This window comes from Vibrio breoganii, assembly GCF_024346795.1.
In the GTDB taxonomy this organism is placed as follows: domain Bacteria; phylum Pseudomonadota; class Gammaproteobacteria; order Enterobacterales; family Vibrionaceae; genus Vibrio; species Vibrio breoganii.
Map to the genome: position 1 here is coordinate 382,371 of NZ_AP024865.1, position 12,339 is coordinate 394,709.

11 protein-coding genes are annotated in these 12,339 nt (G+C 44.2%); 7 read left to right on the forward strand and 4 right to left on the reverse strand.

Features of this window, described 5'->3' with window-relative positions; genetic code table 11:
• Positions 1-144 precede the first annotated feature (144 nt).
• Together OCU35_RS14860 and OCU35_RS14865 are read right to left on the reverse strand one after the other, a co-directional pair.
• On the reverse strand, positions 145-1,275 hold the full coding sequence (locus tag OCU35_RS14860; RefSeq protein WP_017028650.1) for an HlyD family secretion protein: 1,131 nt from the start codon (positions 1,273-1,275) through the stop codon (positions 145-147).
• A complete protein-coding gene (locus tag OCU35_RS14865; protein ID WP_017028651.1) occupies positions 1,275-1,661 on the reverse strand; it encodes a DUF3302 domain-containing protein in 387 nt (128 codons plus the stop codon). The genes OCU35_RS14860 and OCU35_RS14865 overlap by 1 nt, the downstream gene beginning before the upstream one ends.
• Before the next feature lie 178 nt (positions 1,662-1,839).
• Here OCU35_RS14865 and OCU35_RS14870 point away from each other — a divergent pair, with 178 nt between their 5' ends.
• Positions 1,840-2,730, forward strand: a complete 891-nt coding sequence (locus tag OCU35_RS14870) for a DMT family transporter (protein WP_102451827.1) — start codon at positions 1,840-1,842, stop codon at positions 2,728-2,730.
• Positions 2,731-2,734: 4 nt separating this feature from the next.
• Here the strand turns inward: OCU35_RS14870 and OCU35_RS14875 are convergent, their stop codons facing one another.
• A complete protein-coding gene (locus tag OCU35_RS14875) occupies positions 2,735-4,180 on the reverse strand; it encodes a hypothetical protein (RefSeq protein ID WP_261826426.1) in 1,446 nt (481 codons plus the stop codon).
• 155 nt (positions 4,181-4,335) lie between these two features.
• Between OCU35_RS14875 and OCU35_RS14880 the strand changes: the two genes are divergently transcribed.
• Genes OCU35_RS14880 through OCU35_RS14890 form a run of 3 tightly spaced genes read left to right on the forward strand, consistent with a single transcriptional unit; the run spans position 4,336 to position 7,666 of the window.
• Entirely contained in the window at positions 4,336-5,313 is a 978-nt protein-coding gene (locus OCU35_RS14880) for a YbgA family protein (protein ID WP_261826427.1), read from the forward strand.
• Positions 5,314-5,325: 12 nt separating this feature from the next.
• Positions 5,326-6,762 carry a deoxyribodipyrimidine photo-lyase gene (gene phrB, locus OCU35_RS14885; RefSeq protein WP_261826428.1) on the forward strand — a complete coding sequence of 479 codons (1,437 nt, stop codon included), beginning with the start codon at positions 5,326-5,328 and terminating at the stop codon, positions 6,760-6,762.
• On the forward strand, positions 6,740-7,666 hold the full coding sequence (locus tag OCU35_RS14890) for a L,D-transpeptidase family protein (RefSeq protein WP_390208987.1): 927 nt from the start codon (positions 6,740-6,742) through the stop codon (positions 7,664-7,666). The genes phrB and OCU35_RS14890 overlap by 23 nt, the downstream gene beginning before the upstream one ends.
• Before the next feature lie 94 nt (positions 7,667-7,760).
• Here the strand turns inward: OCU35_RS14890 and OCU35_RS14895 are convergent, their stop codons facing one another.
• On the reverse strand, positions 7,761-8,045 hold the full coding sequence (locus OCU35_RS14895) for an Lpp/OprI family alanine-zipper lipoprotein (RefSeq protein ID WP_261826430.1): 285 nt from the start codon (positions 8,043-8,045) through the stop codon (positions 7,761-7,763).
• 265 nt (positions 8,046-8,310) lie between these two features.
• Between OCU35_RS14895 and OCU35_RS14900 the strand changes: the two genes are divergently transcribed.
• The 3 genes from OCU35_RS14900 (at position 8,311) to pstC (ending at position 12,334) form a co-directional block, all read left to right on the forward strand.
• A complete protein-coding gene (locus OCU35_RS14900) occupies positions 8,311-9,645 on the forward strand; it encodes a DEAD/DEAH box helicase (RefSeq protein WP_017028658.1) in 1,335 nt (444 codons plus the stop codon).
• Between the two features lie 833 nt (positions 9,646-10,478).
• Positions 10,479-11,300, forward strand: a complete 822-nt coding sequence (locus tag OCU35_RS14905) for a phosphate ABC transporter substrate-binding protein (RefSeq protein ID WP_017032408.1) — start codon at positions 10,479-10,481, stop codon at positions 11,298-11,300.
• A 119-nt stretch (positions 11,301-11,419) separates the two neighbouring features.
• Positions 11,420-12,334: a phosphate ABC transporter permease subunit PstC gene (gene pstC, locus OCU35_RS14910; protein ID WP_017028718.1), complete on the forward strand. Its 915-nt coding sequence runs from the start codon at positions 11,420-11,422 to the stop codon at positions 12,332-12,334.
• Positions 12,335-12,339 lie beyond the last annotated feature (5 nt).

The following is a 12,339-nucleotide window of genomic DNA, read 5'->3' on the forward strand; positions in this document are numbered from 1 at the left end:
TTCCGCTGAACCAGCACTCTGGCGCTACATATTTCTAAAAAGCAACAAGCACAATCGAATAAGCAAAACAATCCCGGCTAATTAGCCGGGATTTGTGGTTGTTAAGAACCTAGGGCCCAGTATCTAGGACCCCAGACCCGATTCTTAATGATCCAAATACAAATAATTCTGCCAGCTCTTCATACGAATCAGAATCTTACGCATGATGGAAACATGGTGGAAACTGTCAGAATATACGGCGATTTGTACGGACGTTCCCAGCGGTAGGTGGTACTGTGAAATATCGTCAGTGATACGCAACTTCACCAGAGCACGACCAGCAACATCGAGCGATTTTGTTCCTAGCAATTTTCCAGAGGCTTGCACTTCACCTTCTGCCATTGCTGGAATAACGTTGACTACCTCACCTTTGAAAACCTTACCAGGTAGGCTTGGGAATAAGAACTCAGCTTCGAAGCCAGGCTTTAGTCGTTGCAACGAGTTTTGACGGAATGCCCCAATATAGTCGTACTCTTCAGCATGAATAAACACCATTGATGGCGCCAGTGGCAAAGGCACTGCCATCTGACCAGGGCGAAGGATCAGCTGCGTTACATAACCATTTGTTGGCGCTCTCACCACTGTTTCATCGAGATTGAACTGTGCTTGAGCCACTTCAGCTTTTATGCGCGCTACTGTGGTGTTTTCACCATCAACTTCAGACTCGTAGGCGACACGGGCACTGTTCTCCATTGCAATTTCTGCTTCTAGATCCGCTTCTGCACCCTTGAGATTTTGGCGGCGAGTGTCAACTTGTTGAGCTGTGAATGCGCCTTTTTTAAAGCCAGCGTAATAGCGATTAAACTCTCTTTTTACTCTATCGCGTTCAGCTCGTGCTCGGTGAACCTCAGATTGCGCTGCCTTGTATTCTGACTCTAACTGAAATACGGCTTGCTCTGCGGCCGCTAAATCGGCTTTTTTACCCAAAAGCTTGGCTTTATAGGGTTCTGATTCGATAGTGAATAAAGGTTCGTCTTTCACTATAAAGGTATCGGGTTTAACATTCACTTCTACGACGTGACCACGAACTGTGGGTACGATAGGGGTGGTGTTATAAACTTGACGACCAATTTGTGTGAAAGGGTGGTTGTAGTTCATTAATAGAATTAGCGTACCAATCAATATAACCCCACCTAATACGGCCGTCGGGACTGACCATTTATTTAAGGGGATCTTGAATATTTTGAAGATCGCGACACAAATAGCGGTGTAAGTGAGTATCAGTAGTAAATCCATTACGCATCTCCCTCACTTTGAGTCGGCTTAGCACTTGTTTGCGGTTGAGGCTGCGACTGCTTAAGCTGTGCGACTTGCTCTGTTAATTCCTGAACCTTTTGATTTAGTTGAGTAATATCATGATGAAGGTCAGATTGTTCTTGTTTTATTTGAGTCATTCCCCAACCTCTATCTTCACGCCATAACGTGGCCCATATCCACAGAAATGGCCATAAAGCGTGTAAGGTGAAAAGGCTGATCCAGCCAGTGACATGGATGGCATCTTGGTGAGGGTGATTGCGTTTTTTTGCAATTTCATACGGGATATCGTGAATAACGATAATGCCGTAGAAAATGACAAGAGCGACGAAAACCAATAGCCCAAGGGCAACGTAATCGAGAGACATGTTTCATCCTTGTAATGCTTGTTCGAATATTGTTATTTCATTTTCGACGTTAATGTGTGTAAATACAACTAGTTTATTGATTACATGGACTTTTTCCATGTGATGTATTGTAAAATTTGTATAGGTATTGAGCTATTCAGTTATCTAAGCAAGTCATCATCTAAATAGAGGCTAAATATTGAATTTCATAGGAGAGATAGCGGCCATAGGTGCGGCTATTGTCTGGGCAATTGCGACTTGGATTTATGGTCAGTTTAGCCATCGTTTTAGCGCCTTACAGCTCAATATCATTAAGGGCGTAATAGCTTCAGCAATGATGTTGGTGGTTTTGCCATTTTTGCCACAAGCAAGTATAGAGATCTCAAAACAGCACGCTTTAATACTGGGTATCTCAGGGGTTATTGGTATTGCTATCGGTGACAGCGCTTATTTTGCGTCGTTGAAGCGGATTGGGCCGAATAACACGTTGCTTCTGGAGTCATTGGCACCTCCATTGTCAGGATTACTCGCGTTACTGTTCTTAGGTTTAGGCCTTAGTATTTTTAACTGGCTTGGCGTTATTGTTACAACAATAGCGGTGACATCCGTAGTACTTCAGCCTTCCGCCAATAGGGGAAGCGTATCTAAATCTGGCATCGGTTTTGGGCTGTTAGCGAGCGTATGTCAAGCCAGTGGCGTCGTGATCTCGCACTTTGCACTAGTGGCAGGGGATATAGACCCGTTAGTCGGCGCATTACTTCGTTTATCAATCGGCGTGCTAGCCGTAGCAATGATTATTCCGTTTGTAGAACGAAAGCCGTTTTCTAGTCTTTTCAAACTAGGCAAAGGTATGGGAAAAACGGACAAATACTACCTGTTAGCGGCAATTGCAGTAGGCACGTTCTTTGCGCTGTGGCTACAGCAGGTGGCTCTTAAGCATGCGAATCCAGCGATAGCACAAACTCTTATCGCAACGAGCCCGTTGTTTATGTTGGTTATCTACAAGATTAAGGGGTTAGCTATTTCTAGGCGCTCGATCATTGGCACCCTAGTGGCTATTGGTGGTATTGCTTTGCTACTGATGGGGTAGTTGGTCACTGAAGTAGTTGGTCAAGTGACAATGGTTTTTCTGATATGCCAGCATTCACCGCTGGCGTTTCTCCAGGCTTCTCTTGATGACACAGATTATTCCACGCTCGATAGATATCAAGTAACGGTAGCAACCCTTCAGGACGCCTTTTTCTTCTTGGTTCATTAACACTGCTTTTGAACATAGCATGAAAACGATCCATGTAATGGGTAACCGGAGACAATTTAGGGAGTTGATGCGCCTGTTTTTGAGTGAGGTTACTTTCTACTAACTGACAGATAGCACGCTGGTCGGCCTTACCTCTCAAGTGCCACTGTTCTGAGAGTGACCAAGGCACCTCAGAGTCTTTAAACTTGAAGATTTGAGGTTTGCTACCTGCTTTACCTTCTGTCCATTTCTCATCATCCAGTTGATATAGAAGGTCGAGTGATTGCTTTTGGCGCATCGCATTGAAGCTTAGCATGGCTGCATCCGCTAGCATGGGCTCAAAGCTCATACTGATGACCACTTGCTCTTTGTTCCCCAGTGAATGGTTTAGGCGTAGATAATGCGCTGCCGTGCAATAGATAGGGGAGACTAAGCTAGATTTAGCTGGGTAATTGAGCTGAGTTTGGTTATGTAAAGGGTTATTGCGGTGACTGCGCTCTTGGTGCCCGGTGCTCATTGACTCTAGGATATCTCGCAAAGTGCTACTTTTGGGTGGGAGCGGCGCTGTATTGATGCTTGCTAGGAAGTCACTACCAATGAAACGATGACCCGTGATGTTTTCTTGCTCGTTCAGGTTTAAAGACTGCAGGGCAATGTAGTGAGAATCCAGGTCAGCAGTGCATACCCACAGTACACCATTGTGGCTTTTAGGTTGTAAAAAATTCCAATCACTACCCAAGTGAAAGTGTTGCCCCTTATTGTGCCAATGATGATCAAACACCGATGATTTCTGGCGGCAAATAGTCGCCATAGATTTGATGTGATCATTTAACGTTTTGGCCTGAATCTTTAGTTTGGCTGCAATTTCTTTAAGGCTAAATCCGGTTAACAATAACGCTAAAATTGTCACGTGGGTCTTCAAGTTGGGGTTTTTTACTGAAAACCTATCGACGATAGTTTTTTGACAACTCTTACAACGATAACGTTGTTTATCTCCACTAAAACCAAAAGCATAGTAGCGGCTAGGGTGCAGCTGAACGTTTAAGCCTACATTCTCACATTGTTCATTTGTGCATGCGGTTAGCCCCAAATTCATGTGTTCAAGTTGTGCTGTTACTTCTTCGTTTAACTCGGTAGGCGAAATGATTGGTGAAATAGAGTGACAGCTAACGCAGGCAATTTGCGGATTATTGATACTAAGTGACAATGAGTAATTAGCGGCATTTAGAGAGCCAAAATCAGCACATAATGGATTTTTGCAGAAGTTAAGCGCAAGTAATTGTGGAGAAAGGCTATCAGACACGGGCAATACTAGGTTTGGAAGATTAGATTGATTTTACCTAATTTTTTGTTCTGCAGACATTTTTTTAATTAGAAGTGCTCGTTTGTTCTATTTGTTGCGTAACATTTAATGATAAGTTAACACTTCGACTCTCAGTCAGAAATCAAGGAATGAAGATGGCAGATGCATTTATAGAAACACCAGACAATACACATATTCAAATCGGCATAAGTGCTTGTGTTTTAGGTGAAAAAGTCCGCTTCGATAGCGGCCATAAGATCAGCAAGTTTGTTACTAAAGAGCTCGCTCCCTTCTTTGATTTTGTTCCCGTTTGCCCTGAGGTAGGGATGGGGATGAGCGTACCTCGCCCAACCATTCGACTAGTGACTAACGAAGAGCGCATCGCATTGGTCGAAACAAAAGACGCTTCTAAAGACTACACCGATGGGATGCTTACCTACTCAAATAACAAGGTAGAAGAACTCAAGGGTCAAGAGTTGTGCGGTTACATTGTTTGTGCGAAGTCACCAACCTGTGGCATGGAGCGCGTCAAGGTCTATTCCAAAGGGGGCGCCTCGAAAGAAGGCATTGGAATGTACACGGAAATTCTAATGAAGGAAATGCCTTGGTTGCCTGTGGAAGAAGATGGTCGCCTCAACGACCCTGTGCTTAAAGAAAACTTCATCTCAAGAGTATTTGGTTTGAGAGATTTTTATGACTGCATGGGAGGCCAGCCTACTTCAGGTAAAATAGTGGCGTTCCATTCTCGTTATAAGTTAACTCTTATGGCGCATCACCCTGATTCTTACAAAGAGTTGGGTCAGTTAGTGGCGTGTGTCGCTGACTATGATCCGGAGGAGTTCTTTCAACTGTATCGTTTGAAGTTTATGGAAGCGTTAACTAATCGCGCTAGCCGTAAAAACAATTCTAACGTTTTGATGCACATTCAAGGTTACTTTAAAAAATGGCTCTCTTCACAAGAGAAGCAGGAGCTTCGTAAGGTCATTGATGAATATCGTGAAGGATTACTGCCGCTGTTAAGCGTGCTAACGCTCATTAAGCACTACCTTTCGCTCTATCCAGACGAATATTTGCAGAACCAAAAGTTTCTTGACCCACACCCGCAAGAACTGCGCTTACGTTACAGTTTGTGATAAGGGGTGTGTATGAGAGGTTTAGTATGGTTTCGTCGAGACTTACGAACGCTTGATAACACCGCGCTAATTCAAGCAATCCGCACCATTAGCGACTCTCAACGCGATAATCAGGGCCTTATGGCCCTGTTTGTTGTTACACCTGAGCAGTGGAAAAAGCATCACATGTCACCGATGCAGGCGGATCTGATTCGCAGACGTTTGGTGACGCTTTCGGAAGAGCTTAAAGCGCTTAATGTCTCCCTGCACGTCGAGACAGTGGCAAGCTTTAATGAATGCCCCTTGTTACTTGCGCAGCTGTGTACTCGTTTCAACATAGACCAAGTATTTGCTAATGCGGAATATGAAGTCAATGAAGTAATGCGTGATGAGGCTACGCAAAAGACATTGTCTGCTCATCAGGTCGAGCTTTCGTTGCTGGCGGATAAATGTGTTTTCACACCCGGCACTTTGCTTAACAAGCAAGGGAGCTACTTTAAAGTCTTTACTCCCTTTAAAAAAACCTGGTTACAACGCTTTTCCGTCGAACAAAGCTTGGTGCATAAGCCAAAGACCATAGAGCGTAATGCGTTATTGGATGAAAACATGCAGGTCAACTCAGATCTGGATTACCCAACTGCAGACAGCTCCAAGTGGCATAGTGATACCAAGACTGTGATTGCAGAGCTTAGGCGCTTTGCCATCGAAAGGGCCTCGGATTACCAACAAGACAGAGACTTTCCCGCTATTGATGGTACGAGCCAACTTTCCCCGTACTTAGCGCTAGGTATGCTCTCTGTCAGGCAGTGTGTGGCTAGGCTCTTAAACGGTCGCCACCCCGAGCAATTAGATGAAGGGGAACAAACTTGGTTAAGCGAGTTGATTTGGAGGGAGTTTTATCAGCATCTGATCTACTTTGAGCCAAAATTATGCAAGGGTAGGGCATTTGTCCCTTGGAGTGATAATTTACACTGGCAAGGAGAGGGCGCACACCTCACCAAATGGCAACGAGGTGAAACAGGTTACCCGATTGTCGATGCCGCCATGAAGCAACTCAATGAAACCGGTTGGATGCATAACCGTCTTCGCATGGTCGTGGCCAGCTTTCTGACTAAAGATTTGCTACTGGATTGGCATGATGGTGAAGCCTACTTTATGAGCCGATTAGTAGACGGCGACTTTGCGGCAAATAATGGAGGGTGGCAGTGGTCAGCCTCTACCGGTTGTGATGCCCAGCCATACTTTAGGATCTTCAACCCCATCTCTCAGGGGCAAAAATTCGACGCCGATGGCAGCTTTGTTAAAAAGTGGCTACCTGAACTAGAAGACGTTCCCACCAAATACGTGCATTGTCCTTGGTTGTGGGCTGATTTCGGGAGTTTGAACTATCCTCAACCTATAGTTGACCATAAACAGCAAAGAGAAAAAGCTTTGCAGATGTATAAGGATGCTAAGGGCAGTGGTGATTAGATTCGTAGTACAGATAGTTGTCTTGATGGCTTTTTGTTTATCAGGTGCACAAGCGGCGACGTTCAAGTTACCAACCGATGGAAGTCATGTTGTGGGTAAGTTACAGCGTCACCAAGTGGAAAGAGGAGAAACCTTTGCCCGCCTTGCCAACGAATATGATGTAGGCCTATTAAGCCTTATTGCGGCCAACCGAGGTATTGACCCTTTCCTTCCTGAAGGAGGGGAGGTGCTAACAATCCCTAATCGTTTTATCTTGCCGACCGCAAAACGTGAAGGCATTGTTATTAATCTTGCCGAACTTCGTCTTTATTATTACGACCCCGATGGAATACATGTGCATGTTTTTCCAGTAGGCATTGGCCGTATTGGTCGAGAGACACCACAAATGGTGACTTCCATTAGTGCGATGATTGAAAGCCCGACGTGGACGCCTCCTAAATCGATAAGAATGGCTTACGAAGAAGAGGGTATTGAGCTTCCTGAAAAAGTGCCAGCAGGGCCAGACAACCCACTAGGGGAATATGCGATGCGCCTGAGCTATGGCTCAGGACAGTATTTAATCCATGGTACAAATAAAGACTTTGGTATTGGACTCAGGGTAAGTAGTGGCTGTATTCGAATGGAGCCTTCAGACATTGAGTGGCTATTTGCGCAAGTAGAGCGAAGAACTCGTGTAGAGATTGTCAATCAGCCTATTAAGATGGCGGTAGAGCCAGACCACAGCGTCTTTGTCGAATCCCATGAACCTTTAACAGCAAGGAACGGCAGCAAACAGTCATTTGATTGGCCACTGGAATTGCAAATATGGTTGGACACTTACCAAGAAGCTTATTCAAGAGTTAATGGCGTCATTCAAATTCAAACCGGAATGCCGATTATGGTGTATGAGGGCTCATTTGAATAATGATGCAATTTTTTGCTAGGTTCTAAGAACTAAAAGTGACAGACACAAAAAAGCCAGCAATTAAGCTGGCTTTAAAATTTAGTGTGTAGTGAGACTACTTGGTGTAAGACTGAGCGATATTGTCTAGGCGTTCGTTTGCACGAGCTGCTTCGTCTTGAGCGGCCATTGCGGCCTCTTTAGCTTCCATTGCAGATTGGTCATGCATTGCTGCATCTTTTTCGTGCGCTGCTTTCAATGCTGCCACATCTTGTTCAAGCTGAGATACTTTAGCGTCTTGATCTGCCATTTTAGCTGTAGTTTCTTCGTCTGGACCTGAAGCACAACCAGCCAATAATAAAACTGAACTAACCCCTGCTATGAGTAAAAATTTATTATTCATACGAACTCCCTGATTTCTTTTTTAGTAAAGCCATAATTACCTTTGGCTTTCTTAGTGTAGACGTTGAATAAAATATGTTCGAATAATTTATAAAAATTAGGTAATTATCTGCAAAATGTATTTTTTTAGTCTTGTGATAATGAGATATTTTTGTGATCTAAGTCGCCAACTAGGGTATTATTAGCCGGATTTTTTTATAGCATGCTTTCTCTATTACTAACCTAGGGCAGGTGAGAAGCATACTAACCCCGTTTAGGAGAGCACTTTGAAGTTTAGAGAATTAGGTTTAGACAATCGTTTAATGAAGAATTTGGATCATTACTCATTTAAGAGTGCGACCGAAATTCAACAGCAGGCCATCCCTGTTGCGTTGGCAGGCAAAGACCTGTTGGCATCGTCTAAGACCGGTTCTGGTAAAACATTAGCGTTTGTTTTGCCAATGCTACACAAGGCTCTTAAAAGCAAAGCATTCTCAGCAAAAGATCCACGTGGTGTTATCTTAGCGCCAACACGTGAATTGGCGCGACAAGTGTATGGCGAATTGCGCACTATGCTAGGTGGTCTTTCTTATACCGCGACACTTATTGTTGGTGGTGAAAACTTCAATGACCAAGTAAAAGCATTGCGTAAATACCCTCGCTTTATTGTTGCAACCCCTGGACGTCTAGCTGATCACCTTGAGCATCGCTCACTATTCCTTGATGGACTCGATACCTTGGTATTGGATGAAGCCGATAGAATGCTAGACCTTGGCTTTGCGCCAGAGCTGCGTCGTATTCATAATCTTGCAAAGCACCGCCGCCGTCAAACACTGATGTTCTCTGCAACTCTAGATCATGCTGAAGTGCATGATATGGCGATGGAGATGCTAAACAATCCAAAGCGTATTTCTATCGACAGTGCTAACGCGCACCACACCGATATCGAACAGAAATTTTACCTCTGTGACCACCTTGACCATAAAGAAGCCATTCTTCACCGTTTAATAGAAGAAGCCGATTACAATCAGGTGATGATCTTTACGGCCACTCGCTCGGATACAGAGCGTTTAACCGCAGAGCTGAATAAGAACAACCTCAAGGCGGTAGCATTGAGTGGCGGACTCACTCAGACGCAACGTAATACCATCATGAGTCAATTTGAACGTACGGTATTTAAAATATTAGTGACTACCGATATTGCATCTCGCGGCATCGATATTGCGAATGTATCTCACGTTATCAACTTTGATATGCCAAAACACACTGAAGAGTATGTGCACCGTGTTGGCCGTACAGGTCGTGCGGGCAATAAAGGCATGGCGCACTCTCTTGTTGGGCCAAAAGACTGGGACAGCTTCAAGCGTGTTGAAAGCTTCCTTCAGCAAGATCTTTCTTTTGATGTGCTTGAGGGCTTAAAAGGTAAATTCAAAGGTTTGAAACCTAAGAAGCCTGCGTTCAAAGGCAAGGGTGGTAAACCCGTTAAGACAGCGACAACGCAAAAGAAAGTGGCGAAGAAGTCTGTTAAGCGCGATAAAACCTTCCACACTAATGTGGCAGTGGGTGATGCGGTGTTTATTCCTAAGAAAAAGACTCCGCCTAAAGTCGATAGTGACGATTAATCCAGCATAGTGTTTGAAAAGCGAAGCCATAGAGCTTCGCTTTTTTTATGTCTGGAAGTTAGGATCTGTTGACCTTTTGAGGTTATTTTTGTAGCGATTTGTTGGGTATTAATACAAGGCAGTCGCTTTTAGGTGTGGTGGTTCCACATGAAAAGTGACTAACGCGGTAGAAATGCCCAACAAAGCGCTACCCGAAGGGCTCGGCAAGAAGGGCTCGTCCAGAACCCATTTACTCTGCGTTGAGCGACTTTTGCTTAGATGACTAGGCGGCAAGTCCCTCGCCTTGATTAAATGATTTCTGGTCGAGCAAAATTTAATCGCAAAAGGTCAACAGACCCTAGTCAATAGGGCAATAAACACCTAATTGTTCGATTGCCTCAAAAGCTGTACGGTAAATTTCTGCAAATTTGTATTTAATTGTGACAGTTTCATGACGTGTAATTGATGTCTATTCGCTCAATATCTCTAGTGGTTTCCTCTGACTTTGAAGGCTGGAGCTTGCAAAATAGCGAATAATTAGTCGCTAAACCTTAAAGGTTTCACTCCGATTTTACCTTGTAACTCGTTGTTATTAATTGCTTTATCTAATCAATTGTAAGTTGATGGTCACCTGATTTTGGCTGATCAATTTAGTATCCAAACTCTGAACACCGCTCAATCCTACGTATCCGAATCGTTGCATATGCACCTTATAAATAACCGTTAATTGTCATTTACCTTTCAAGGTTCTGAAACATAAGTGTCATAAAAGACGCTTAAAGTGTCCCTCGTCGATTAAACAAACCCACGACAATATGAATGTCGTGAAATTGATTCCCATTAAGGATAAACAGATGAAAAAGACAGTTATCGGTGCAGTAGCACTTCTAGGCGCACTATCTATGAACACTGCAACAGCAAAAGAAACTATTTCTGTTGTTGGTTCTAACAGTGCTGCTCCACTGGTTGAAGTTTTTGCTGAAACCTACATGAACAAGGGTGAACCAGTATTTATCGAAATCCAAGCGCCAGGCTCTTCTGCTGGTGTTCGTGCTGCTAAAGACGGTTCTGCTGATTTAGGTATCTCTTCTCGTGACCTAAAAACTGAAGAAAAATCTGACGACCTGAAAGAGTTGGTTATCGCTCGTGACGGTATCGCAGTTGTAGTTAACCCTAACAACTCTGTTCAAGGGCTTACTGCTGAGCAAATCACTGCAATCTACAAAGGTGAAATCTCAAACTGGAGCCAAGTTGGTGGTGACGACAAGCCTATCGTAGCAATCACTCGTGACACAGCTTCTGGTACTCGTGGTGCATTCGAAGACATCATGAGCCTTAAAATGGAAGTATCTGGTATGAAAGTATCAGCGATTTCTCAACGTGCTCAAGTTGCAAACGGTAACGGTGCTCTTAAAGTATCTGTAGCAAACAACCCATACGCTATCGGTTACATCTCTCTAGGTACTGTTGACGAGACTGTTCAACCTCTAGCTATCGATGGTGCGGCTGCAACTGTAGCGAACGTACAAAACGGTTCTTACAAAGTTGCTCGTCCATTCCTAGTACTTTACAAAGATGGCGCGCCAACAGCTGAAACTCAACAATTCCTAGATTGGATGGTTGGTGACGAAGCTCAAGGCATCGCAGCTAAGAAAGGCTACATCACAGTAAACTAATTCGAACGACTTTAAATTTGCTCAGCCTGTGAAGGCTGAGCTTTTACTTGCACCCCATGTTAATGACTGGGTTTAGTGCACATTAGATTTTACCATCGCAATTAATAGTGAATTTTTCTATGAAAAATCAGAATGTTCAGACTTCTGCTATCGCTGGCGGCCCTTCAATTAGAGAAGATCGCGGCGTAGATTGGAGAGAACGAATCTTCCATGGTCTGTTCTTATCCAGTGCCATTATTGGTATCGTTTCACTTGCCATCATTGCTTACTTTATCTTTAAAGAAAGTATCCCTGCATTTCAACAAGCGGGTATTTCTGGCATCGTTTTAGGGCAAAACTGGTTGCCACCGGCGCTATACGGCGTTGCAACCATGATTGTTGCCTCGTTAGTGTCAACGCTAGGCGCGGTTTTGTTCGGTGTGCCAGTGGGTGTATTAACGGCGATCTTTATTGCTGAGATTGCACCAAAGCGAGTTGCTGACCTTATCCGTCCAGCTATCGAACTGTTAGCCGGTATCCCATCTGTGGTTTATGGCTTCTTTGGCTTGGTTATCATCGTTCCACTTATTCAAGATATCTTTGATGTTCCTGCAGGTAACACAATCCTCGCGGGTATCATTGTTCTGGGCGTGATGATTCTTCCAACGGTAATTACCGTATCGGAGACCTCTATCCGCGCTGTGCCTCGCACGTACAAAGAAGGCTCTCTTGCCTTAGGCGCTTCAAAGATTTACACCATATTCAAGCTTCTCGTGCCAGCAGCTCGCTCAGGTATCATGACGGGTGTCATTCTGGGTATCGGTCGTGCACTTGGTGAGACAATGGCAATCATCATGGTTATGGGTAACGCTCCAGCAATGCCAGAAGGCATTCTTGATGCAGCACGTACTCTAACTGCGAACATCGCTATCGAAATGTCTTATGCAAGTGGTGTTCACGCTAGTGCGCTTTATGCAACTGGTGTGGTGCTTCTGGTCTTCATCATGATGCTAAACGGTGCGCTTTTGTACCTTAACCGTCAAAAAGCGAGATAAGAGAA

Coding starts and splice junctions, on each gene's coding strand:
- OCU35_RS14860 (WP_017028650.1), bottom strand. CDS start 1,275: ATGGATTTACTACTGATACTCACTTACACCGCTATTTGTGTCGCGATC.
- OCU35_RS14865 (WP_017028651.1), bottom strand. CDS start 1,661: ATGTCTCTCGATTACGTTGCCCTTGGGCTATTGGTTTTCGTCGCTCTT.
- OCU35_RS14880 (WP_261826427.1), top strand. CDS start 4,336: ATGGCAGATGCATTTATAGAAACACCAGACAATACACATATTCAAATC.
- phrB (WP_261826428.1), top strand. CDS start 5,326: ATGAGAGGTTTAGTATGGTTTCGTCGAGACTTACGAACGCTTGATAAC.
- OCU35_RS14890 (WP_390208987.1), top strand. CDS start 6,740: ATGCTAAGGGCAGTGGTGATTAGATTCGTAGTACAGATAGTTGTCTTG.
- OCU35_RS14895 (WP_261826430.1), bottom strand. CDS start 8,045: ATGAATAATAAATTTTTACTCATAGCAGGGGTTAGTTCAGTTTTATTA.
- OCU35_RS14905 (WP_017032408.1), top strand. CDS start 10,479: ATGAAAAAGACAGTTATCGGTGCAGTAGCACTTCTAGGCGCACTATCT.
- pstC (WP_017028718.1), top strand. CDS start 11,420: ATGAAAAATCAGAATGTTCAGACTTCTGCTATCGCTGGCGGCCCTTCA.